This window comes from Streptomyces sp. NPDC034103, from assembly GCF_055575395.1.
This window is the reverse complement of the sequence record NZ_JBVISS010000004.1, coordinates 123,150-144,824: the sequence shown is the minus strand read 5'-3', so window position 1 is coordinate 144,824 and position 21,675 is coordinate 123,150. Positions and strand designations below refer to the sequence as shown.

The following is a 21,675-nucleotide window of genomic DNA, read 5'->3' as shown; positions in this document are numbered from 1 at the left end:
GCTCAGCGCATCCGCGGGTTGAGGGCGATCAGACGTTCCCGGAAGCGGGGGTCGGGCCGGTTGGGCTCCAGTTCGCCGGTGGTCGGGTCCAGGTAACCCCAGTCGCCCTCACGGCCGGCGCCGCACACCATCAACGTCAGCGTCCTGCCGGGTGCCTGGATGTCCGTGACCTCGTGAAAGGTGCTGAGCGGCACCTCGTTCGTGCCGCCCGCCGCATGCACCTGGGTCTCGGTGACGACCTGGCCGTCGACCACCTCGTAGCGCTGCTCGGTGTAGCCGCCCGCGAGAATGTGCGCGGTGAACTCCCACGGGTGGTTGTGGGGCCGCGACTTCCCGCCGTCGCGCAGGTCGGGTGCCATCCACAGGTTGACCTTGACGGTGCGGCCCTCGTCCCGGCGCAGCACCGCCTCCGCCTTGTAGCCCACGCCGTCGGAGTCGGGAACCAGCAGCCACCGGTCCTCGGACGTGAACTCCGCCCAGGTCAAGGTCTCGTCCGGCGTGAACCGCGCGAGCCCGTCGACCGTGGCGTCGAAGAGCTCCTCGTCGACGGTCAGCCCGGGCACGATCCGAACGGTCCTCATACTTCTCCCCGCGTAGAACGGCTTGACCTGTGCATGCTATCGGCCTGATGCGGCGTGGGTTCGAGTCACGCACGGCTGTTCGGGGGACCTTGTTGCCGGGGTGGTGCGGCGGGGGCCGGACAGAGGCGGGGCGGTCCTGTCCGGCCCGTTGCCGTGTCAGAAGTTGATCATGTGTCCGGCCAGGCCGTGCACCGCTTCCTTCACCGCCTCGCCGAGCGTCGGGTGGGCGTGCACGTTGCGGGCGATCTCGTGGACCGTCAGATCCCACTGCTGGGCCAGCGTCAGCTCGGGCAGCAGCTCGGTGACGTCCGGACCGATCATGTGGGCACCGAGCAGCTCGCCGTACTTCGCGTCGCTGATGACCTTGACGAAGCCGGTGGAGTCGCCCAGGCCGTGCGCCTTGCCGTTGGCGGTGAACGGGAACTTGGCGACCTGGACGTCGAAGCCCTTCTCGCGGGCCTGTGCCTCGGTCCAGCCGAAGCTCGCGATCTGCGGCTGGCAGTATGTGGCGCGCGGGACCATCACATAGTCCAGCTCCATCGTCTCCGCGTCGGCGATCGTCTCGGCGGCGATCACCCCCATCGCCTCGGCGGTGTGCGCGAGCATCAGCTTCGCGGTGACGTCACCGATGGCGTAGAGGTGGGGTACGGACGTGCGGCAGCGGCCGTCGACCTCGATCGCGCCGCGCTCGGTGAGCGCCACGCCGGTGTTCTCCAGGCCGTAGCCCGTGACGTTCGGGGCGAACCCGATCGCCTGGAGGACCTTGTCCGCCTCCAGCACCTGCTGGTTGCCGTCCTTGCCGGTGACGGTGACGCGCACCTGCGGGCCGGACTCGTCGATCGACTCCACCCGGGTGGAGGTGAGCACGTCGATGCCGAGCTTGCGGTACTGCTTGGCGAGTTCGGCGGAGACCTCCTCGTCCTCCAGCGGGGCGACCCGGTCGAGGAACTCCACGATCGTGACTTTCACGCCGTAGTTGTGCAGCACGTAGGCGAACTCGATGCCGATGGCGCCCGCGCCCGCGATGACGACCGAGCCGGGCAGCCCGTCGGCGAGGATCTGCTCCTCGTACGTGACCACGCGCTCGCTGCGCCGCGTCCCCGGCAGCAGCTTGGGGGTGGCGCCGGTGGCGATGACGCAGTGGTCGAAGCCGATGGTGCGGGTCGTCCCGTCGCTCAGCGCCACGCTCAGGGTGTTCGCGTCCAGGAAGGTGCCCCGGCCGTCGAACTCGGTGATCTTGTTCTTCTTCATCAGGTAGTGGACGCCCTTGACGCGGCCGTCGGCCACCTTGCGGCTGCGCCGGAAGGCCTCGCCGTAGTCGAACGTCACCTGCCCCTCGGCCTTGATGCCGAAGGTCTTGGCCTCGCGGGTGAAGATGTGGGCGAGCTCCGCGTTGCGCAGCAGTGCCTTGGTCGGGATGCAGCCGACGTTCAGGCAGACCCCGCCCCAGTACTTCTCCTCCACCACCGCGACCCGCTTGCCCAGCTGGGCGGCGCGGATGGCGGCGACATAGCCGCCGGGGCCGGCGCCGAGCACGACGACGTCGAAGCGGTCATCCATGACGTATCTGCCTCTCCAGGTTCTCCACCGTTACCCCCCTGATCATCCGCCGACACGGAACGTAACGGGAACTCGGGGTCGGATGGATTGCTCCGGGCCGTGGGACGGGGGCCCTGTGGCTACCTGTCGATTGGCTGACAGTCTCCCGGTGATCATGCGGAGTCGGTGCGCGCGTCCCGTAATCTCGTCTGTAAAGACGCCTGTAGAGACGTTGAATGCTGTGTGCACGCGCGTATCCGTGGTGAGGGGGCGTTGGCGTTGGGGAAAGGCACGCGGTTGGTCGCGGGCGCCGCGATCGTGGCCTGCGTCGCGCTGGCCGGCCGCAGCGCTTCGGGCGATGCCACTCCGGGCAGGTCGCTGCCCCCCGAGGCCGTCAAGGACGTCGTGGCGAACCGGGTGATGACCTGGAATCTCTGCAACCCCTGCGACGCGAGCAACGTCGACCAGGCCTCGGAGATCGCCGCCTACGCGCCCCAGGTCGTCGCGGTGCAGGAAGCGTGTGTAGGGGACGTCGAGAAGATCCGGGACGATCTGGAACGTCTCCACGGGCTGGTCTACCACGTCGAGTACGGGGCGGTGCTGCGGAACTGGGGCCGCTGCGGGGGAGTGCCGTGGAGCCCGGGGGGCTACGGACAGGCGCTCCTGTCCGCCTCCCCGATGACGGACCGTGTCCTCGAGGAGTACCCCGACGGCGGCTCCGAGGACCGCGGGTACCTGGCGGTGACCACCAAGGTGGGGGGAGACACCGTCCGGGTGTTCAACACCCACCTCGCCGAACGACGTCAGGAAGAGGTCCGCGCCGAGCAGGCCGGCGTCCTCGCCAAGGAGGTCGGAAAGTACGACCGCGCGATCGTCCTCGGCGACTTCAACGCCGTACCGTACGCCTCCGAACTCAGCCCGATGTGGGCGCTGGCCACGGACACGGACCCCCAGTGCGACCCCTCGTCGGCCGGTGCCTGCCAGACGACCACCGACTGGCAGAGCAAGTTCGACTACGTCTTCCTGCGCGGCATCACTCCGCTCGAGCATCGTGTGCGGCCCAGTGAGTACTCCGACCATCACCTGGTGTACGCCGATCTGAACCTGAGCTGAGGCCGACCACCTGCGGGGCGCCCCCATGAGGTGCCCCGTCCCGCCGAAAGCCGGGTGCGCGGGGGTGGCGGGGTGGTGTGTGATCGGGGCATGGCGATCGAGACGAACCGACCCGATATCGACGGACTCGACGACGTGGTGCGGGTGTTGGGGCGGTGGCAGGACGACCCGGCACCCGTGCAGCTGCATCCGGGGGACGTGGGGTGGTTCCGGCGGTTCGGCGCGGAGCGGACCGCCCGGGCCGTGCGGACGTGGCGCCGGGCCGGGCGGGTGCTGGCGGTCGGACTGCTGGACGGCCCGGATCTGCTGCGGCTGGCGGTCGCGCCGGACGCTCTGCGGGACGAGGAGCTGGCGCGTCGGATGGTCGAGGACGCGTCGGTGCCCGGGCGCGGGGTGCTGGGCGAGGGCCCGGTGTACGTCGAGACGCCGCCGGGCGCGCTCGTCCGCGAACTGCTGGCCGGGGAGGGCTGGCAGAACGACGAGCCGTGGACCCCGCTCCGGCGCGACCTCGGCGGACCCGTGCCGGATCCCGGCGTACGCGTCGAGGTGGTCGGGCCGGAGCAGGTGGCCGAACGGACCGCGGTCCAACGGGCGGCCTTCGGCCGGTCCACGTTCACCGACACGAGCTGGCACGCGATGGCGGCCGGCCCGTCGTACCGCGACGCGCGATGTCTGCTCGCCCGCGACGAGCGGGGCGAGGCGGTGGCGGTCGTGACGGTGTGGTCGGCGGGTCGGGGCAGGCCCGGGCTCATCGAGCCCATGGGCGTGCACCCGGCCCACCGGGGCCACGGTTACGGCCGGGCCATCACCCTCGCCGCGGCGCGGACCCTACAGGAGCTGGGCTCGTCCAGCGTGGTCGTCAGTACCCCCAGCGCCAACGTCGGCGCCGTCGCCACCTATCGCTCGGCCGGTCTGGAGCCCCTGCCGGAGAAGCGGGACCTGTGTCGGAAGGTGGCGGGTGCCTGATGATCCGGGTCGGTGCCTACCGACCCGGTGTGCGGCTACGGGCCGTGCGCCCCCGCTGTCCTGGCCGCCGCCGGGACCCGTTCCAGGACCCCGCCCGCGAACACGTCGTACAACGGCAGGGTCTCCAGGTGGACATAGCCGATGTGGCAGTCGCACACGGCGAGCGGGCAGGGGCGGGGACGCAGGGCCTGGCGGTAGGAACCGTCGTAGAGGTTGCCCAGTTCGGCGCGGACGAAGTGGCAGCGGCGGACGGTGCCCTCGCCGTCGACCGAGACGACGGACTCGCCGGTACGGCAGGGCAGCCCCGCGCTGGTGTGCGGGGTGCGGCTGTAGGGGAAGAGGGGGTCGAGCGCGGTCCACTCCTCGGCCTCGGCGTCCTGGTACGTGTGGCCCTCGGCCGCGTTGACCCACAGGTAGACGTGTGCCGGCAGGTCGGTCCGCAGGCGGCGGGCGGCCTCCAGGTGGCCGGGCAGCCCGACGACACCGACGCTGAACCGGACGCCGCGGTCGGCCAGGTCGCGGCACTTGGTGAGGAAGCGGTCGTAGGGGGTCTGGCCCGGGTGGAAGGTGCACCACAGGGCGAGGGTGTCGAGGTCGGCGTCGGCGAGCCAGTCGGTGCGGCAGCTGAGATTGGTCTGGATGGCGACGCGGCGGATGTGCGGCAGCCGGGACAGCTCGGTCAGGGCCCGTCGGTACCAGGAGCGGACCAGACCCTCGCCCCAGGGCGTGAACAGGATCGAGAGCCGGTCCTCGCTCTGGGCTGCCGCCCAGGCGGAGAAGCGTTCCAGTGCGGCACGGTCGGCGCGGAGTTGGGCGGTGGAGTCGCGGCGCTTGGCGAACGGGCAGTAGGGGCAGTCGTAGTCGCACGAGGCGAGCGGGCCCCGGTAGAGGAGGGTCAGGTCCATGGCTCGCCGCTCACTTCCGCTCGTAGGCGGCCATGGCGGCCCGCACGGCGGGGGAGAACAGCTCGGGACCGATGGCGTCGGAGTGGGCGAGCCCCTCGGGGGTGAGCCGCAGGTGGGTGGCGGTCTCGTCCAGCCAGCGGCGGTCCGCGAGGCGTTCGAGTTCGGTGCCGAAGTCGTCAGCGGGGGCGTTCCCGAAGCGGGCGCGGTAGTCGTCGACGGCGAGGCCCTCCGCCTGGAGAAGCGACTGGAGGAGGTGGCGGCGGCGCGCCTCCTGGGCGTCCACGCGGTAGCCGATCTCCGCGTGGGCGAAGTCTTTGGTGGCGACGTAGTCGTCGATGATGCCGCGGATCTCGTGCATCCCGACCGCGTAGTCGAAGGAATAGTGCAGGTCCGTGGTGTAGGAACGGGCGCCGCAGCCGAGACCGATCATGCCGTCGGTCTGGCAGGCGTAGTCGTCGGCGCCCTGCGGCGGTGCGTCGGCCCGGCGGAACATCCGCATGGACTGCTGGACATAGCCGCGCGCCAAAAGATGGTCGCGGCCCGCCCGGTACAGGCGCAGCCGCTGTTCGTCCCAGGCCGGGTCGGGGCCGCCGCCGACGCGGTGGCGGTCGAGACCGGTCAGGGGGCGGACGTAGAGCGGGTAGAGGTAGAGCTCCTCGGGGTGCCAGGCGAGGGCGGCGTCCAGGGAGTGCCGCCAGGTCTGCTCGGTCTGGCCGTCGATGCCGTAGATGAGGTCGATGTTCAGGACCGGGATGCGGCTGTCGCGGACGCGGGTGAGGGCGGCCTCGACGTCCGCGCGTCGCTGGGGGCGGACCGCGGACCGCGCCTCGGAGTCGACGAAGCTCTGCACGCCCAGGCTGAGGCGGGTGGTGCCGCGGGCGGCCAGGACGGCGAGGCGGTCCGCGGTGGCCGTGGCGGGCGAGGCCTCCACGGACAGCGGGATCGCGCGCAGGTCGGCGCCCATACGGTGCTCGGCGATGTCGAAGAGACGTTCCAGCTCGGGCGCGGTGAGGAAGGTGGGGGTGCCGCCACCGAAGGCGGCGGTGGCGAAGCCGGGTTCGTCGCCGCCGTCCAGAGCCGCTCGTACGGCGGTGGCCTGCCTCTCCAGCGCGTCGAGGTAGGCGCCGGTCAGGCCCTCGGGGGCGCCGATGCGGGTGAAGAGGTTGCAGAAGCCGCAGCGCACCTCGCAGAACGGTATGTGCAGGTACAGGGAGAGGGCGCGCTTGTCCTGCGCCGCCCACAGCGAGGTCAGCGCGGGGCGGTCGGGCAGCGGGCGGTAGGCCGTCTTGTGCGGATACGCGTAGACGTAGTGCTGGTAGGGCGACGTGACCGCGTGGTCCTGGTCCGGCGAGGTGGCCGCGTGGTCCTGGTCCGGCGAGGTGGCCGCGTGGTGCTGGGACGGCGAGGTGGCGTGGGCGGTGGTCATCGGGCGGCCTCGGCGGGGTCGAGGAAGAAGTGGGCGTAGGGCACGGTCCACACGGAGGGATGACCGAGGCGGTGGCCGGTGTAGCCGTCGTCGCCGTAGGCGGTGCCGTGGTCGGAGCAGACGATGGCGAAACAGCGGCGCCGGGAACTCATGGCGTCGAAGAGGCGGCCGATGTGCCGGTCGACGTACTCCAGCGCGGCGGCGTGCGTGGCGCGGCTGTCCCCGGCCTCGCGGGTCGCGCCGGGCAGGTGGAACCAGTTCGGCTGGTGCAGGGCCGAGACGTTCACGAAGAGGAACAGGCGCTGCTCGGCGGGAAGTCGGGCGATGACCTGCTCGGCACGCGCGATCTGGTTCTCGAAGGAGTGCGGCGAGGTGACGCCGAACTCCGGCTCCCAGTGGGCCTCGTGGAAGAGACCCGGCAGCACCGAGCCGAGCGGGCCCTGCTGGTTGAAGAAGCCCACGCCGCCGACGCAGACGGTGTGGTAGCCGGCCCCGGCGAGACCGGAGACGAGGTCCGGGGTGTCGTAGACGAAGGTGCCGTCGGCGGTGGTCTCGCTGCCGGCGAAGCTGGCCGCGAAGAGCCGGGGGTGCGGTCCGGGGGCGGCCGGGGTCGGCAGGAAGCCCGCGAAGATCGCCTGGTGGGAGGCGTAGGTGAAGCTGCCCGGGGCGTGGCGCTCCTCCCAGCGGCCGCCGGGAAGCCGGCTGCCCAGTCGGGGGAGGCGGCCCTTGGCGGCCAGCTCGGCGGCCACGTCGTAGCGCAGGGTGTCGAGGGTGACGAGGAGGATGTCGTCGTGGCCGACGACGGCCTTCATGTCGGGCTCAGGCATGGGGTGTTCCTGTTCTTGCGGGTGGAGCCGGTGAAGCCGGTCGTGCGGATGCGCGCAGGGCGGCCGCCACCTGGGCGCCGTAGGTGTCCAGGCCCTCGGCGCCGCTGCCGGGCAGGCCGGTCAGCCGGGGCAGCAGATCACCGAAGGCGTTGACCTCGCCGACGAAGGCCCTGCGCCAGCCGATGGCGGGCAGCAGGTCCACGCCGACGCACAGGGTGCGCGGGAAGCAGTGCGCGGCCCGCTCGCCCACCTCCAGCACGTCCGACCAGCGCGCGCCCGCCGCCTCGACGGCCCGGCGGGCGGTGTCGAGGTCGCCCCGGCTGCCGCCGAGGTGGAGGTTGGTCAGGGGCGAGCGGCTGGTGCGGACCACCGCGTGGGTGGCACGCCCGGCCACCACGACGACTCTCAGGTCGGCGGCGCGGCCGTGCTGGGAGGCCTTGGGGAGCCAGCGCTCCAGGTGCAGTCCGTCGGGTGCGAGGGCGTCGACGATGACGGCGATGTCCTGTTCCCGTTCGTAGCGGCGCACCCTGAGCGAGTTGTGCAGGCCGTCGTGCGGGGTGAGTTCCACGGAGGTGGTGGCCCGGACGCGGCCCCCGCCACCGGTCTCGACGGCGACCACTCCCGAGGCGGACGAGCCGTGGGCGGGTTTGACGAACACCCGGGGCATGCGATGCTCCCGCATCAGCGCCCGTACGTCGTCCCAGCCCTGGACGCGCGCGCCGTTCGGACCGGACGTGGGCGAGGCGGGGACGGGCACTCCCGCCGCGTGGAGCACGCCATGGCACCGGCGTTTGTCGAAGAGGACGGCGAGATCGTCGGTGTCGGCCAGCCGGACGCCGCCGCGCAGCCCGCGCAGCGCGGCGGTGAACCCGGCGTACCAACGGCCCGAACCCTCCACCCGGGTGGGGTCGGTGGTGCCCCGCAGCAGACGGTCGACCTCCGGATGCTCACCGGGGGAGTCGATCCGGACGAACTCGTCGTCGGCGAAGTCCGCTCCCCGCGCGCGCAGGACGTCCAGCCAGGGCACCACGCGCGGGCCGGGCAGGCCGGCCGCGCGCACGGCCTCGGCGAAGAGCGACACCCGGCGGTTGTCGGGGTTGCCGACGACCGCGAAGCGCGCGGCGGTGGCGGACGACGGGGGAGCCATGGGGGGTGAGCTCACTCGCCCACGGCGACATAGCGCCAGACCGTGCCGTCGTCCTCGGTGTCCTCCTCCGCGTCGCCGCGGTCCAGGTCGACGTCGACGCCCGCGGTCTGCAGGGTCTGCCGGAAGCGCTCCACGAAGGGCTCGCTGAGGTAGTGGTGGTGCAGGTCGAGCTTCTTGAGGTGGGTCAGGGGCTGCCCGGCCAGGAGCGCGGCGGCGCCCTCGTCGGTCAGGACGCCCATGGACAGGTCCAACACCTCCAGGCGGGCCACCACGGGGGCCGAGGCGACGGCCGCGGCCACGGCGTCCTGCATCTCGCTGTTGCGCAGGGCGAGGTGACGCAGCTTCGGCAGCCGGGCGCCGGACAGCAGGGGTTCCAGGTCGGAGACCTCGCTGTCGCCGCCGTAGTCGGGGGTGCCCAGCCACAGGTCCAGGTGCTCCAGCGCGGGCAGGTCGCTCGCGCCGATGCCCCGCACCACCTGGGCGGGCAGCCCGCCGGTCTCCACGACGAGCCTGCGCAGGGAGGTGTGGGTCAGCGCCGTGAACCCCAGCCCCGATCCGCCGCGCACACCGAACTCCTCCAACGCGGGGAAGCCGGCGAGGAGCGGAGTGACGTCGGTCTGGTTGATCCAGGAGATCTCGGACTCCTCCATCACCATGTCGCCCAGGAACAGGGCGCGCAGCGCCGGGAAGCGGTCCCGGGCGGCGAGCAGGGCCTCGATGACGGCGGAGGAGTCGGTCTCGTAGGCCTCCTCCCAGGCGCCGACCACCAGGGCTCGGACCCGCTTGGTGTCGACGGCGTCGCAGAACCGCGCGAAGGCCGCCGTCCAGTTCTCCTCGCTGTCGTACACGTCGGCGGCGACGCGCCAGGCGACGGAGTCGGACTCGGGCAGGCCGCCCACCTCGGTGTCGGGGCCGGGGAAGGCGTGGACGGGCAGCCGGTGGAACACGTCGAGGTGGTTACCGATGGTCATGCGGCTGCTCCCGAGAAGAAAGAGTGTGCGGTCCGTGATGCCGCAGTTCTACCAACAGGCACTGACAACGCCGTTCGCCGGGTCGGGGATCGGGGGCGTTGTCAGTGCCGGCGCCTACGGTCTTGGTCATGAAGCCGGTGCGTGGCGCACCCGGCGGGAAGGGGACAGCCATGTACCGGCAGGGAGACGTGCTGATCGTGCCCGTGACGGAGGGGGCGGTGCCGGGGCACGTGGCCCGCGCGCCTCGCGAGCGGCGGGACGGACGGGGGCGCCTGGTGCTGGCGCTCGGCGAGGTCACCGGACATGCCCACGCGGTCGTGGGGCCGGGGGAGTTGGTGCGTGAGCCGGGCCCGTTCGGTCCGTTGCTGCTGCACCTGCCCCAGGGCGGCCGGGTGGTGCACGAGGAGCACGCGGCCATCGCGTTGCCCAAGGGTTGGTACCGGGTGATCCGACAGCGGGAGTACGTGCCGGGTTCCGTGCGGATCGTGGCGGACTGAACGGCGTTCGGCGAACGGGATCGTGGCGGTCCGAACGACGTTCGGTGGAGCGGATCGTGGCGGTTCGAACGGCCTCCGGCGGAGCGGATCGTGCCGGACCGGACGGCGTCCGACGAGGCGCAACTTGGCGGAGGAACGGCGTTCGGTGGAACGGGCATGGCGGACTGAACTGCGTTCGGTGGAGGGGAACATGACGAGGACGGACATCGAAGTGACAGAGACGGAACAGGGCGCCGGCGCCGAGGGGCTGAGCGTCTGGCGGGCCTGGGCCGCGTCGACGGCGCCCGCCGAGCGTGCCACCGCCGAGGAAGGCGTGCGGCGGGCCTACCGGCTGGCGGGGCTGGCGGAGCCGGAGCGCGTGGTGTGGGCCGGATCCCCGTCGCAGGCCGTGACGTTGATACGGCAGCTGTCGGACCCGGGTCCGAGCGTGCGCGACGCGGTGCGCAACGCTCCCTGGGTGCGCGAGCGGAGCCGGCTGCATGCCGAACTCGGCGCCGCCGGATGGTCGGAGCACTGGGCGGCGACCGGCGGCAGGCTGTGGGAGTCGACGCAGGCGCTCGTGGACCGGATCAGGTCCGGAGTCGTCGAGGAACTGGCCGGTCGGGACACGGGCCGGGAGGCGGCCCAGGTGCGGCTGCTCCTGGTGGACGCCGTGCTCGGGCAGCACGACGCGCCCTGGCTCGCCGCCTTCCCCGCCGCCGACGGCCCGCTCGACGCGCTGGCCACGGTGTGCCGCAGCGCGGGCTGGTGGTGGCCGTTCGCCCGCGTCGCGGTGCTGTCGGAGCGGCCCGTGGCCCTCCACCGCGACGAGGCGGGCCGACTCGACCACGGCGACGGGCCCGCGCTCGCCTATCCCGACGGCTTCGCCCTGCACGCCTGGCGCGGCATGCCGGTACCGGCCGCGTTCCTCGCCGAACTGTCCTCGCTCACCCCCGAGCGCATCCGTGCCGAGGAGAACGCCGAGCTGCGGCGGGTGATGCTGGAGTACTACGGCTACGACCGCTACCTCGCCGACTCCGGCGCGCGACCGGTCCACCAGGACGAGACCGGCACCCTGTGGCGCATCGACCTGACCGACGACGAGCCCGTGGTGATGGTGGAGGTGCTCAACTCCACCCCGGAACCGGACGGCACGCACCGCACCTACTGGCTGCGGGTGCCCCCCTCCACCCGGACCGCGAGAGCGGGCGTGGCATGGACCTTCGGGCTCCAGGCGGAGGTGTACGCACCACTGCGGGAGACCTGAGGGGCATACCTCCCCCTCCTCAGGGTGCCGCTCGCCCACGGACCGGCACCCCGCACGCGTGCCGGGCACCGAGTAAGGGCTGCACGTCCGCCGCCACGCCGCGAACTGATGGCGACCTTTTTTCCGCGACGTGTGCAACCCGCGGTGCCCGAGAGCGGTGTTACTGAAAGAAGCTCGTGCGCCCTGACCAGCGCGCGAACAGCGGTAGGAAACGGGAAAAACGGGGTGTACGTGATGACCAGCCCTACGCCCACCGCCTCTCGAAGAGGGGCGGTACCACCGGACCCGGACCGGGAACGGGACACCAGCCCGGGAGGGGAAGAGGGGGAACTCGCCCAGTACGAAGCCACATCCGCAGCCGTGCTCTCAGCCGGGTCCGGAGCCGATCCCGGGGACGACGCCGACCTCCTGGACTTCGACACCTACGCCGCCGTCCGGTGGCCGCGACTGCTGCGTACCGCGTACTTGCTGACCAACGGCGACCACCACGAGGCGGAGGACCTGGTCCAGGTCACGCTCGCGAAGGTCTATCTGCGCTGGCACCACATACGCACACTGGACGTACCCGACCAGTACGTCCGGCGCGCCCTGATCAACAACAACACCACACGGCAGCGGAAACGAAGGGTGGTCCAACTCCTCACCCCGCATCTGCCCGAGCACCGCGTCCCGTCCGGGAACGGCGGCGGCCCCGACAGCTACGACACCAGGTCGGAGCTCTTCGCCGCCCTCGCCACGCTGCCACCCCGGCAACGAGCGGTGGTCGTGCTGCGGTACTGGGAGTGCCTGAGCGAGGAGGAGACCGCGCGGATCCTCGACTGCTCGGTCGGCACGGTGAAGAGCCAGGCCAGCCGGGCACTGAAGAAGCTGCGCTCCAGCGCGGCACTGTCCGATTACGCCGCCACCATGGCGCACGGGCACTAGAAGGACGTGGCAGACATGAAGAGCGACATCACGCCGCAGCCGCCGGTGCCCGAACTGTGGCAGGTGCTCGACGACGCCACCCGGGAATGCGCCCCCACGGTGTTCCCAGGTGAGCGGATCATCCGCCGGGCGCGGACCATCAGGCGGCGCCGCAGACTGGCCACCACGGTCGTGGCCGTGGCGCTGCTGATTCCACTGGCAGGCAGCCTGGCCTTCCAGCCGCACCGCACGGCCTCGCCCGCCGTCAGCGCGGCCACCTCTTCACCGGCCCGCCCCTCCGCCTCCCACGAGCCGGCCCAGGACCGCTCCCCCGAACGTGTCGTTCGTGTCGGGGAGCGGATCGAGGTCGGACTGGGCGTCTGGTACGAGCTGAAGAAGCGGGAGTACTGCACCGCGGACCCGAACGACGAGGATGCCGTGTGCGTGGGGCCGTTGGACGTGGACCAGCCGGGGGCGATACCGATGACCGCCAGCCAGCACTTCCGGAAGGAGGGCACGGTGAACATCCTCGTGTACACCGGGAAGACGCCCGCTGCCCGGATCACGGTGACGGAGGACGGCCGGACCACCGACATGCCCATCGTGCGGCTGGCCGGCCGGCCGGCCTACGTCAGCACGTACGCGGTCACCGCGCCGAGGTCGGGGAAGGGTTCGGGCGGGATGCTCGACGGCGTCCTGTTCCGCGTGTACGACTCCCACGGCAAGGAACTGGCGAGGATGGGCGACCACTCCCTCTGAGCGCCTGCCCGACAGGGGGCGCGACAGGCGACCGTCCATCCACGGGGTGCCGCCGGACCGACCGTGAGGGCCAGGGCGCGTGCGCTGGAGCGTCCTGACCCTCGTACGAGACATGGGGGGTGACGTCTCACCCCGTGGTCAGTAGCCGACGCGGAAGGTCGCGTCCTGTTGGGCGGTGGCCGTGGAGATCGGGTCGATGCGCAGCACGTAGTTGGAGTGGCGTATGTAGCGGGTGGGGTTGTTGTACGAGCGGAAGGATGCCCAGCTCGCGTCCGCGAGGCCCGCGGTGCGGTAGAAGGTCGCGTCGCCCGCGAACGCCGACGTGCCGTCGTTCACGTCGAGTTGGAGCGCGTAGTTGTAGTGCCGCAGGTAGCGGGTGGGGTAGTTGACCGACCGGAAGGAGACCCCGGAGCTGTCGGCGAGCCCGGGGACCAGGGTCCACAGGGAGTCCTTGTACGGCTCGACGGGGTACTCGTCGATGCGGCCCGCGTAGTTGGAGTGGCGGACGTAACGCGACGGGAAGTTGTATGACTTGAGCCGGTTCCAGGCCGGCGCGCCCCACTTGGCGAGCAGGTTGTTGTACTCGGTGGTGGTGATCGTCGTGATGCCACAGTGCTTGGAGTTGACCGGCTGGGTGTAGGTCTTCTGGTCCAGGGCGGTCCAGGTGCCGGCGGCGAGGCTGCTCGACTGCCAGGCGTAGAACACCCCGTTGGGCGTGTACGTGTCTCCCCACAGCCACCAGTTGCCGGACGTCAGGGACTTGACCACCGTCGGGGCCTCGGTGCCGCCGTGTGCCACGCCCGCGCTGTACTCGGTGAAGCTGCCCGGGTTCAGGGAGGTGGACCGGGCGCTGACCAGGGTCTGGTTCTTCTTGAAGAAGAGGTAGTTGTAGCCGTTCACACCCACGGCCATGTCGCCGTCGATGACGTCGTAGCCCGGGTCGAAGAAGACCTGCGGGGCGGAGGCGGTCACGAAGTCGCTGGTGTAGTTCACCATGATCACGTTGTGGCCGCTGGAGTTCACCGAGGAGTAGATGACCGCGTACTGGCCCCGGCCCGCGTCCCAGAAAGCCTCGGGCGCCCAGCTGTGGGTGGCCATGTCGTGCAGCTTCAGGCGCCGGTAGCCGGTGAAGGTGCGCAGGTCGGCGGAGTCCCAGACGTGGATGTACTGGCTGTTGTAGCTCCAGTCGGTGCCCTTGAGATCGGTGGCGAGGACGACGAAGGTGCCGTCCTGCTTGCGCATGAGAAAGGGGTCGCGCAGACCGAGGGCCCCGGCGGTGGGGGTGACCAGGGGGTTGTTCTGGTTGAGCGGCGTCCAGTTCAGCCCGTCGGGGCTGACGGCGAGGTGCAGGCCGTAGTCGGTGCCGTCGCCGAGGTTGGTCGACTCGGTGAAGTACACCATCGCGTACGCCGAGTCGGCGGCGTGGGCGGTGCCGGAGCCGAGGGTGAGGGCGAGCGGCAGGGCGGCGGTCATGCCGAGCAGGCCACGACGGGTCAGGTGGGGATTCGCGCTCATCTTTGTTCTCCAAGGTGGTGTGCGGGGAGCACCTCAAAGTGCGGTATTTCGAACGAGGTTCGGGAAATCGGTCAGAACGTAGGGCGTGGCCCTGTGTGCGTCAATCACCTGGCGCATCTTTGGTGAAGTCTGTGCACACGGGCCACGCCCCACAGATGGCTCAGCGCTGGGTGTAGACGAACCCGATCTTGTCGACCTCGTCTCCCGCTCGCCCGTGGAAACCGGCGATCTGCCAACCGGCGGGGGCGGTCCGGGTCACACAGTCGGACGTGGTGGTGCCACCGGCGAGGGTGCGGCCGAGGCTGGTCGTGAACTTGGCGTAGAAGATCCGCGTGTGGTCGTCCTTCACACTCTGGCAGAGGTGTGCCGACGTCACGTACTCGCTGCTGCCCAGCGTCAGCGAGGACGCCGTGCCCCCGGTGCCGCCGTGCCTGAACGTGGTGCCGTTCGCGAGGGTCAGGCTCATCTGGTCGACGCGGGAGGCGGCCCGCAGCGAGACGGTGGTGGCGCGGGCGCCGGCCGGGACGCCGGCGATGTCGTTGAAGTAGTCCCCGTGCGGGCCTCCGAACTGGTCGCTCAGCTGGAAGGCGGAGTTGCGTGACCAGCTGAAGCCGACGTTGATCGGGTCGTGGTCGGACAGCATCAGCCCGGCGTCGTTGAGGAACGTGGAGTGCTCGTTGTTGTACGACGTGGCGTTCAGCGAGACGAGCTTGCTGCCGCGATAGAGGACCTTGTCGACGATCTCACAGGTGTTGGGCACGGTGGTGCCCGTCTGGTCGCAGACGAGGGCGTCACTGCCCTTCGCGGGCGCGCTGCCGCCGCGCACGAGCTGGACCCACGGGTCGGTCAGCCCGTTGGCCGCGGCGAACTCGGCGATGGTGTCGCCCGAGCGTGTGTAGCGGGTGTTGGTGTCGCCCATGACCACGACCGCGTTCCCGGCGGAGTGGGTGGAGATGAACTGGGTGAGCTGGCTGAGGTTGGCGGCGCGCGCGGCGAGGTCGTCGGCGTTGGTGCCCGCGTTGGTGTGCAGGTTGTAGAAGTCGACGTAGACGCCCTCGGCCAGGCGCTCCCGCATGAACGTGAAGCCCTTGGGGGTCAGACAGTCGCCCGAGCCGTAGGTGCAGGTGTTCCAGCGCACGCGCTCGAAGTCGCCCTCGTCGTAGGCGAACTTCGACAGGGTGTTGAGGCCGCTGCCGATCCCGGCGCCGCCGCTGGTCGGTGTGCGGTAGGCGTGGTTGGTGTCGGCGGCGTAGAGGGCGGCGTGGTAGTTGAAGTCCTCCTGGACGTTCACGATGTCGTACGGCGCTATGCGCCCGCCGATGGCCGTGGTGGCCGGCTCGCGCGGTGTCGGGGCACTGGAGATGGCCTCGGGCAGGCCGGCCACGTTGTAGCTGAGGACGTTGAAGGTGCCCGAGTCCGCCGCCGAGTCCGCCGCCGCCGAGGGGGCGGCCGCGGTGAGACCGCCGAGGGTGGCGGCGGCCGCCGCCAGACAGGCGAGAAGTCTGCGCATGGGGTGTGTCTCCTGAGGGAGGGAAAGCGGTTGTGAGGGGAGCGTGACGGAAGTTACCGCTGGTTACCCCGGTCTTGTCGAGTGTTTGGGCGTTCTTTCACAGGAGTTGTGGGCCGTACATGGACGGTTCGGGTGATCGCCGCCAGGGATTCATGGGCAGGGATCCGCAGCTGCACGGCTGGGCGCCGCGGAAGTCGGGCAGGGCGGCGGGTACGGATGGGGACTCGGTGCCTCCCGTGCGCGGTGCCCCTCGGGGAAGGGCGTCCGGAGGTGCCGTTCGGACGGTCAGTCCCAGTCGGACGGGGGCTGCTCGACCGTGCCGCCCGTGTGCGGGGAGGCGATGTAGTCCTCGGCACCCTCCGGCAGGGCCGAAACGCATGCCGACGAGCAGGCGTTGACCAGCAGCGGCAGCACATCGGTGGCCACCCCCGCAGGGAGAGCCAGACCTGGCGGAGTCCGCCCCGCTCGATCGGGCGGTCGCAGACACTGCACCGGTGGACGGCGGTCACGCCCCGGCGGCGGGGTCCAGATGGCCGGGATCGAGGTCCGTCACCGTGTCGCGAGGGGGCTGGAGCCGGGGGAAGGGCGGCCTCGTCTTGTAGTTCCCGAACAGCGCGCGCGTGCTCACCGTGCTGCGGGTCAGCTTCCGGCAGCGGGTGATCTCGGCGGGGAACCAGTGCAGCCGGTAGGAGGTGTACGGGGTGAACTCCTCCAGGTTCGTCATGGCGCCGATCTCCGGCGGGACGCGGACGAGGTTGCTGCCGTAGGGGACGAGGTGTCTGACCTCCGTCAGCTTCGCGATGCTCGGCGGCAGGGTGATGACCTGCCGCCGCTCCTCGGCGCTGAGCTCCGTCAGCGGACGGAACTCCTCACGGCCGTCCCGCGCCGCCTCGTCGACGAGTTCCAGGAGGCGCCGCCAGCCCGGTGCGGTGGTGTCCTGCCGCTCCCGGTGGAACCCGACGGCGGTCCGGGCCGGCGGGCGGGACTGGTGGACGCAGGAGCAGGTGTCCCTGTGCGCCGGTGGCTTGTCCGTCATGGGGTGAAGATACGCAGGGCGAGGCGGTGCCCCACCGCATACCGCGGCGACGGCGGCGCTCAGACCCAGGTGTCGAACCACATCCTGGCGCGCCAGTCGGCGTACGGGATCGTCTGCCCGGTGTAGATCGGGAAGAAGTAGATGAAGTTCCAGGCGATGAGCAGGACCAGCACACCCGCCGCCACCAGCCCGCGGATGCGACGCCTCTCGCCCGCACCCGGCGGACCTGCCATGGCTCCGGCCATCATCGTCACGGCCAGGCACAGATACGGGACGAAGACGACCGCGTAGAAGGAGAAGACCGTGCGGTCCTGGTACAGGAACCAGGGCAGATAACCGGCGCCCGTCGCGCACAGGACGGCTCCCGCGCGCCAGTCGCGGCGCAGCGCCCACCGGTGGAGCAGGTACACGAGGGCGCAGCAGGCCGCCCACCACAGCAGCGGTGTTCCCAGCGCGACGATCGCCTGTGAGCAGTCGACCGTCGTACGGCAGCCGTCCTGTCCGGGCTTGGGGGACTCGTAGTGGAAGAGCACGGGTCGGCCGAGAACCAGCCAACTCCAGGGATTCGACTCGTACTTGTGGGGAGTCTGGAGCCCCACGTTGAACTGGTAGACGTCGTGCTCGTAGTGCCACAGGCTGCGCAGCGGGGCCGGGATCCAGGACCAGGTGCCGCCGCGGTGGTCCGCCCAGTGGCGGCCGTAGCCGTTGTCGGACCGGAACCAGCCGGTCCAGGTCGCGAGATACGTCAGGGCGGCGACCGGGACGAGGGAGAGGGCCGACCAGCCGAAGTCCTTGCGCAGCACCGCACGGTAGGGGCGGTACGCACCCGCCACACGGCGGGCGCCGACGTCCCAGAACAGGGTGAGGGCGACGAAGAAGGCGAGGAAGTACAGGCCGTTCCATTTGGTGGAGGCCGCCAGTCCCAGGAAGACACCCGCCGCGAGCCGCCACGGGCGAAGCCCCGTCCCGGCGTGGTCGCCGGTGTGGCCGTCCGGGCGTGCCCGCCCGCGTTCGTCGGCCGGCAGCGCCGCCGCGAGTCGGGCGCGGGCCTTGTCGCGGTCGACGAGCAGGCATCCGAACGCCGCCAGCACGAAGAACATCACGACGAGGTCGAGCAGGGCGGTACGGCTCATCACCAGGTGCAGGCCGTCCACCGCCAGCAGGGCGCCGGCCACGCAGCCCATCGCCGTCGAACGGAACAGGCGGCGGCCGATGCGGCACAGCATCAGCACCGACAGCGTGCCGAGCAGCGCCGGCATGACACGCCAGCCGAGCGGCGTGAGGCCGAACACCGTCTCGCCGAGGGCGATCACCCACTTGCCCGTCGGCGGGTGCGCGACGAAGGTCCCGCCGTCGGTGAGCGGGATGACCTGCGGGTGCGCCAGGATCTGCGGGTCGGCGATCTTGCGGTCCGGCCAGGTGCCCTCGTAGCCGAGCCGCAGCAGGGACCAGGCGTCCTTGGCGTAGTACGTCTCGTCGAACACCACGGCCCGCGGACTGCCCAGGGTCCAGAACCGGGTCAGGCCCGCCAGGAGCGCCACCAGCAGCGGTCCGCCCCAACCCGACCAGCGCGCCGGCCGGGAAGCCGCCGCCGAGGAGAGACCGAGCGTGCGCCACGCCCACGTCCCCGGTTCGGGGAACGGTGCGACCAGGCGGTCGCGCACCGCCGTACGCGGCGGCTCGACGTACCCGAAGCGCCGCAGCCGCCGCTCCCAGGGGATCGACTGCCGGTACGTCACCTCGCGGGGCTCGTCGACGGACACGGGCGTGTTCTCGTGGATCACGGGGTGGGCTTCCTGGGGGCTGGTGGACGAGCGGCGAGTGGGCGCGGACGGTCTGCGGCCGACGGCCTCAGGGGCGGTACGGCACCGGCACCGGCGCGCCGGACGACGTATAGGTCGGCGCCGGTGCTCCCTGGGCGCTGGAGGCGGGGTGGGCCGTGGGCGGGGTCGAGACCGACTCGGCGGAGGTGACGGGGCGGGGCTGGGGTCCGGCGGGGTCGCCCTGGGCGAAGGAGCCCGACAGGACCATGAGGACGACTCCGAGGCCGGTGATGGTCAGGACCGACCCGAGGGCCATCCACGCCGTCCGGGACCGCTGCCGGGCGCGTACGCCGGCTCGCAGACGCCGCTGGTGATGGCCCTCGTAGGCCGTCTCCTGGTGGCTGTCACGCAGCATGCGCGCCAGTTCCTGCTCGAAGTGATCCATGACTCCGTCTCCACTCGACTCGCGGCGCTTGATCGCCCGAACCCGTTTGCTCGCCTGACTCCGCCTGCCGGCCTGTCTCCGCGGCGCGCCTGACTCCGCCTGTCCGCCGTCTCCACGGCTTGCGGGACTCCCTTCGCCTGCTCGCCGTCTCCGCCGGCTCGTGCGAGTCCGCCGACTCGACCGGCCCGATCGTCCAACCCCGCCCGCCCGCCCCCCTCGGCGGACCGGCCCCACCCGGTCCCGCCCCTCGAACCTCGTCCCCACCCACTCGCCCCGCTCGACGGACCACCTCCGCCAACTCGGCCTACTCGACCCGCTCGACCGCGTCCGACATGAGCTGGCGTAGCCGGGCGACGCCGCGGGCGGTGAGGGAGCGCGCGGTTCCCAGGGGGCAGCCCAGCGCCTCCGCGACCTGTTGCTCGGGCAGGTCCTGGTAGTAGCGCAGCACCACCGCGGCCCGCTGTCGCGGCGGAAGTGACGCCAGCATGGCTTCCAGCCGGGTCCGTTCGTCCACGGCGGCGATCTCGTCGCCCACCCCGGGCGGGTCGGGCAGTTCCTCCACGGGGTGTTCGCCCCACCAACGGCGCCGTGCCGAGCGTGCCGCGGCCCGGGTGAGGACCTTGCGCACATACGCCTCGGGTGCCTGGGCGGCCACCTTCGGCCAGGCGAACCACAGCTTGACCAACGCCTCCTGGAGCAGATCCTCGGCCCGGTGCCGGTCTCCGCCGGTGAGCAGCCGGGACAGGTGGAGCAGCGCCGACCAGCGAGCCGCCACGAACCGGTCGAAGTCCTCGGCCCGCGACCGCCCCATGGTGACGCCCCCCTTCCCCTTGCCGAGCACACCGGCCCCAGCCGCGAGCCGCTTCCCCTTGCCGGGCACACCGGCCCTCACCGCGAGACGCCCTCACACCTCTTAGAAAGACGCTGGCGCCCGCCCGGCTATGCACTCCTGGCGTGTGGTGTGAGTCACATGTGTTGGCCGGGTGGCTGTCGCAGATGTTCCGCTCATTCCGCTTCGTCTCGTCGGGCCCGCGCGTCCGGCCTCCGGCCGACCCCGTGACCACGGCGTCTCCGGAAGCCCGCACGCTGTGTGTTCCGTGATCTGTGTCCCCGTCAACAGGCCTTGTCGAGTTGACATGTTGGAGGCGGCGGCAGGTGAGGGGTGATCACTTCCGGTTGGGTTGACGGTGGTAGCATTCCGCCCGTCTGCGGCCTTGATCCACTTCGCTCTGGCGGCGGTCCGAAACCGGTCCGCTCATGGCACCGAACAGCCCCTGCGTGACGGGCTGCGGATCCTCGTGAGGCGTACCCGTCGACGCCTGCATGCCATGCGCCGAGAAAGGTTTCCATGACTCAAGACGTGCTTCTTTGGTGCCTGGTTGCGATAGCGGCGATAGCCATAGCCGCAGTCGTGGCACTCGTACTCCGCAACAGGGCCCTGGGGGTCCGGAAGAGGGAGGCCGAGGCCGCGCTGGGGCAGCGGCTGAGTTACGCCGACGCCGAACTCAGCCGCGTCCGGAGTGAATTGGAGAAGATCCGCGCTGACCAGGACGCCGTCATCCGGGAGGCGGAGCAGGCCGCGGAGGAGAGCACCAAGTCGGTGCTCAAGGGTGCCGCCCGCTTCCTGCAGAGCCTCGCGGCCGAGCAGACGGCGCTGCTGGACGAGGTCCAGCGCAAGTACGGCGGGCACAGCGTCCTGACCGACCTGATGGACGTCAACCACGCCAACGCGCAGATGGCGCGCAAAGCCCAGGGCATCGCGGTCATGTGCGGCGCGCCGCTCGGCCGCCGCAACCAGCCCGCCAGCGTCTACGACGTCGTCCGCAGCGCCCAGAGCCAGATCCGCAACTTCCACCGCGTCGAGATCATGCAGCCGAGCGGTATCGCCCTGAAGGCGTCCGCCGTCGCACCGGTCGCGCTGGCCGTGGCCGAACTCCTCGACAACGCGGCGAGCTTCTCGCAGGCGGAAGCGCCGATCGAGGTGACGTTCCAGCGGGTGCAGAAGAACCTGTGCATCGTCATCGACGACGCCGGCGTCAGCATGAGCGACGAGGACCGGCAGAGGGCGACCGAGCTGCTGTCCGGCGACGCCGTGCCCCGGCTGTCCCAGCTGGGTGCCCAGCCGAAGTTCGGTTTCCCCGTCATCGGTCTGATCGCCCGTCAGTACGGCTTCAAGGTGGATGTCACCGGCGTTTCCCGGTACGGCGGCGTCCGGGCCGTCGTCCTGCTGCCCGAGGAGCTGTGGACCATGGAGGAGACCCCGCCGCCGGCCACCGAGTCGCCGGTGAGCAGCATCCGGCCGGTCGAGGGCCGCGAGCAGGGTGAAGCGCGCACGGTGCACGGTCTGCCGAAGCGCGGCGCCCGCAAGTCGCCCATCGCCAGCGTTCCCTCCGCCGGCCCCGGCGCCGACGGGGAGCAGGCGCCCAGGAGAGCTCGCGGTGGCGGGCTCGGGGCCTTCCAGCGCGGCACGTTGACCGGCCGTGACCTCGATGCCTCGACGCCCGAAGGGTCCGATGACGCATGACG

General features: G+C 71.2%; 21 protein-coding genes. 7 read left to right on the top strand and 14 right to left on the bottom strand.

The features are described 5' to 3' along the window. Window positions 1-2: 2 nt before the first annotated feature. Both ACZ56U_RS10065 and lpdA read right to left on the bottom strand, forming a co-directional pair. A complete protein-coding gene (locus ACZ56U_RS10065) occupies window positions 3-563 on the bottom strand; it encodes a hypothetical protein (protein ID WP_469083542.1) in 561 nt (186 codons plus the stop codon). 174 nt (window positions 564-737) lie between these two features. Continuing rightward, window positions 738-2,141, bottom strand: coding sequence for a dihydrolipoyl dehydrogenase (gene lpdA, locus ACZ56U_RS10060; protein WP_469083541.1), 1,404 nt, complete (start codon window positions 2,139-2,141; stop codon window positions 738-740). 252 nt (window positions 2,142-2,393) lie between these two features. On the opposite strand from lpdA, the gene ACZ56U_RS10055 reads away from it, so the two are divergent. Next, window positions 2,394-3,233 carry an endonuclease/exonuclease/phosphatase family protein gene (locus ACZ56U_RS10055; RefSeq protein ID WP_469083540.1) on the top strand — a complete coding sequence of 280 codons (840 nt, stop codon included), beginning with the start codon at window positions 2,394-2,396 and terminating at the stop codon, window positions 3,231-3,233. A 90-nt stretch (window positions 3,234-3,323) separates the two neighbouring features. Next, window positions 3,324-4,199, top strand: coding sequence for a GNAT family N-acetyltransferase (locus ACZ56U_RS10050; RefSeq protein WP_469083539.1), 876 nt, complete (start codon window positions 3,324-3,326; stop codon window positions 4,197-4,199). Window positions 4,200-4,234: 35 nt separating this feature from the next. Here ACZ56U_RS10050 and ACZ56U_RS10045 read toward each other — a convergent pair whose 3' ends face one another. Genes ACZ56U_RS10045 through ACZ56U_RS10025 form a run of 5 tightly spaced genes read right to left on the bottom strand, consistent with a single transcriptional unit; the run spans window position 4,235 to window position 9,475 of the window. Beyond that, complete coding sequence (locus ACZ56U_RS10045; protein ID WP_469083538.1) at window positions 4,235-5,104, bottom strand: STM4011 family radical SAM protein; 870 nt, start codon at window positions 5,102-5,104, stop codon at window positions 4,235-4,237. A 10-nt stretch (window positions 5,105-5,114) separates the two neighbouring features. Continuing rightward, entirely contained in the window at window positions 5,115-6,530 is a 1,416-nt protein-coding gene (locus tag ACZ56U_RS10040) for an STM4012 family radical SAM protein (protein ID WP_469083537.1), read from the bottom strand. Further along, the gene (locus tag ACZ56U_RS10035; RefSeq protein WP_469083868.1) at window positions 6,527-7,342 is read right to left on the bottom strand and encodes an STM4013/SEN3800 family hydrolase; all 816 of its coding nucleotides are present in this window, start codon (window positions 7,340-7,342) and stop codon (window positions 6,527-6,529) included. Before ACZ56U_RS10035 ends, ACZ56U_RS10040 begins: the two co-directional genes overlap by 4 nt. Window positions 7,343-7,349: 7 nt before the next feature. Next, on the bottom strand, window positions 7,350-8,504 hold the full coding sequence (locus tag ACZ56U_RS10030) for an STM4014 family protein (RefSeq protein WP_469083536.1): 1,155 nt from the start codon (window positions 8,502-8,504) through the stop codon (window positions 7,350-7,352). An 11-nt stretch (window positions 8,505-8,515) separates the two neighbouring features. Beyond that, a complete protein-coding gene (locus ACZ56U_RS10025; RefSeq protein WP_469083535.1) occupies window positions 8,516-9,475 on the bottom strand; it encodes an STM4015 family protein in 960 nt (319 codons plus the stop codon). Between the two features lie 170 nt (window positions 9,476-9,645). Between ACZ56U_RS10025 and ACZ56U_RS10020 the strand changes: the two genes are divergently transcribed. From ACZ56U_RS10020 to ACZ56U_RS10005, 4 genes are all read left to right on the top strand, one after another. Continuing rightward, window positions 9,646-9,972 (top strand): hypothetical protein, encoded by a 327-nt coding sequence (locus ACZ56U_RS10020; RefSeq protein WP_469083534.1) that lies wholly within the window; start codon window positions 9,646-9,648, stop codon window positions 9,970-9,972. Window positions 9,973-10,162: 190 nt separating this feature from the next. After that, window positions 10,163-11,218 carry a DUF6745 domain-containing protein gene (locus ACZ56U_RS10015; protein WP_469083533.1) on the top strand — a complete coding sequence of 352 codons (1,056 nt, stop codon included), beginning with the start codon at window positions 10,163-10,165 and terminating at the stop codon, window positions 11,216-11,218. A gap of 360 nt (window positions 11,219-11,578) precedes the next feature. Continuing rightward, complete coding sequence (locus ACZ56U_RS10010) at window positions 11,579-12,142, top strand: SigE family RNA polymerase sigma factor (protein ID WP_469083532.1); 564 nt, start codon at window positions 11,579-11,581, stop codon at window positions 12,140-12,142. A gap of 15 nt (window positions 12,143-12,157) precedes the next feature. Next, window positions 12,158-12,880, top strand: a complete 723-nt coding sequence (locus ACZ56U_RS10005; RefSeq protein WP_469083531.1) for a hypothetical protein — start codon at window positions 12,158-12,160, stop codon at window positions 12,878-12,880. A gap of 138 nt (window positions 12,881-13,018) precedes the next feature. Here the strand turns inward: ACZ56U_RS10005 and ACZ56U_RS10000 are convergent, their stop codons facing one another. The 7 genes from ACZ56U_RS10000 to ACZ56U_RS09970 form a co-directional block, all read right to left on the bottom strand. Next, window positions 13,019-14,395 (bottom strand): glycoside hydrolase family 43 protein, encoded by a 1,377-nt coding sequence (locus tag ACZ56U_RS10000; RefSeq protein ID WP_469083530.1) that lies wholly within the window; start codon window positions 14,393-14,395, stop codon window positions 13,019-13,021. A gap of 160 nt (window positions 14,396-14,555) precedes the next feature. Then, window positions 14,556-15,905 (bottom strand): jacalin-like lectin, encoded by a 1,350-nt coding sequence (locus ACZ56U_RS09995; RefSeq protein WP_469083529.1) that lies wholly within the window; start codon window positions 15,903-15,905, stop codon window positions 14,556-14,558. Window positions 15,906-16,190: 285 nt separating this feature from the next. Then, window positions 16,191-16,331, bottom strand: coding sequence for a hypothetical protein (locus ACZ56U_RS09990; protein ID WP_469083528.1), 141 nt, complete (start codon window positions 16,329-16,331; stop codon window positions 16,191-16,193). A 79-nt stretch (window positions 16,332-16,410) separates the two neighbouring features. Further along, window positions 16,411-16,941: a hypothetical protein gene (locus ACZ56U_RS09985; protein WP_469083527.1), complete on the bottom strand. Its 531-nt coding sequence runs from the start codon at window positions 16,939-16,941 to the stop codon at window positions 16,411-16,413. A gap of 59 nt (window positions 16,942-17,000) precedes the next feature. Then, entirely contained in the window at window positions 17,001-18,704 is a 1,704-nt protein-coding gene (locus tag ACZ56U_RS09980) for a dolichyl-phosphate-mannose--protein mannosyltransferase (protein WP_469083867.1), read from the bottom strand. A gap of 88 nt (window positions 18,705-18,792) precedes the next feature. Further along, on the bottom strand, window positions 18,793-19,149 hold the full coding sequence (locus tag ACZ56U_RS09975; protein ID WP_469083526.1) for a hypothetical protein: 357 nt from the start codon (window positions 19,147-19,149) through the stop codon (window positions 18,793-18,795). Window positions 19,150-19,453: 304 nt separating this feature from the next. After that, the gene (locus tag ACZ56U_RS09970; protein ID WP_469083866.1) at window positions 19,454-19,960 is read right to left on the bottom strand and encodes a SigE family RNA polymerase sigma factor; all 507 of its coding nucleotides are present in this window, start codon (window positions 19,958-19,960) and stop codon (window positions 19,454-19,456) included. Window positions 19,961-20,560: 600 nt separating this feature from the next. Here ACZ56U_RS09970 and ACZ56U_RS09965 point away from each other — a divergent pair. Next, window positions 20,561-21,673: an ATP-binding protein gene (locus ACZ56U_RS09965; protein WP_469083525.1), complete on the top strand. Its 1,113-nt coding sequence runs from the start codon at window positions 20,561-20,563 to the stop codon at window positions 21,671-21,673. Window positions 21,674-21,675: the final 2 nt, after the last annotated feature.

Excerpts from the sequence above, each read along its gene's own strand:
- lpdA (WP_469083541.1), bottom strand. The coding sequence starts at position 2,141 with ATGGATGACCGCTTCGACGTCGTCGTGCTCGGCGCCGGCCCCGGCGGC.
- ACZ56U_RS10050 (WP_469083539.1), top strand. The coding sequence starts at position 3,324 with ATGGCGATCGAGACGAACCGACCCGATATCGACGGACTCGACGACGTG.
- ACZ56U_RS10045 (WP_469083538.1), bottom strand. The coding sequence starts at position 5,104 with ATGGACCTGACCCTCCTCTACCGGGGCCCGCTCGCCTCGTGCGACTAC.
- ACZ56U_RS10040 (WP_469083537.1), bottom strand. The coding sequence starts at position 6,530 with ATGACCACCGCCCACGCCACCTCGCCGTCCCAGCACCACGCGGCCACC.
- ACZ56U_RS10035 (WP_469083868.1), bottom strand. The coding sequence starts at position 7,342 with ATGAAGGCCGTCGTCGGCCACGACGACATCCTCCTCGTCACCCTCGAC.
- ACZ56U_RS10030 (WP_469083536.1), bottom strand. The coding sequence starts at position 8,504 with ATGGCTCCCCCGTCGTCCGCCACCGCCGCGCGCTTCGCGGTCGTCGGC.
- ACZ56U_RS10025 (WP_469083535.1), bottom strand. The coding sequence starts at position 9,475 with ATGACCATCGGTAACCACCTCGACGTGTTCCACCGGCTGCCCGTCCAC.
- ACZ56U_RS10020 (WP_469083534.1), top strand. The coding sequence starts at position 9,646 with ATGTACCGGCAGGGAGACGTGCTGATCGTGCCCGTGACGGAGGGGGCG.
- ACZ56U_RS10015 (WP_469083533.1), top strand. The coding sequence starts at position 10,163 with ATGACGAGGACGGACATCGAAGTGACAGAGACGGAACAGGGCGCCGGC.
- ACZ56U_RS10005 (WP_469083531.1), top strand. The coding sequence starts at position 12,158 with ATGAAGAGCGACATCACGCCGCAGCCGCCGGTGCCCGAACTGTGGCAG.
- ACZ56U_RS10000 (WP_469083530.1), bottom strand. The coding sequence starts at position 14,395 with ATGAGCGCGAATCCCCACCTGACCCGTCGTGGCCTGCTCGGCATGACC.
- ACZ56U_RS09995 (WP_469083529.1), bottom strand. The coding sequence starts at position 15,905 with ATGCGCAGACTTCTCGCCTGTCTGGCGGCGGCCGCCGCCACCCTCGGC.
- ACZ56U_RS09985 (WP_469083527.1), bottom strand. The coding sequence starts at position 16,941 with ATGACGGACAAGCCACCGGCGCACAGGGACACCTGCTCCTGCGTCCAC.
- ACZ56U_RS09975 (WP_469083526.1), bottom strand. The coding sequence starts at position 19,149 with ATGGATCACTTCGAGCAGGAACTGGCGCGCATGCTGCGTGACAGCCAC.
- ACZ56U_RS09970 (WP_469083866.1), bottom strand. The coding sequence starts at position 19,960 with ATGGGGCGGTCGCGGGCCGAGGACTTCGACCGGTTCGTGGCGGCTCGC.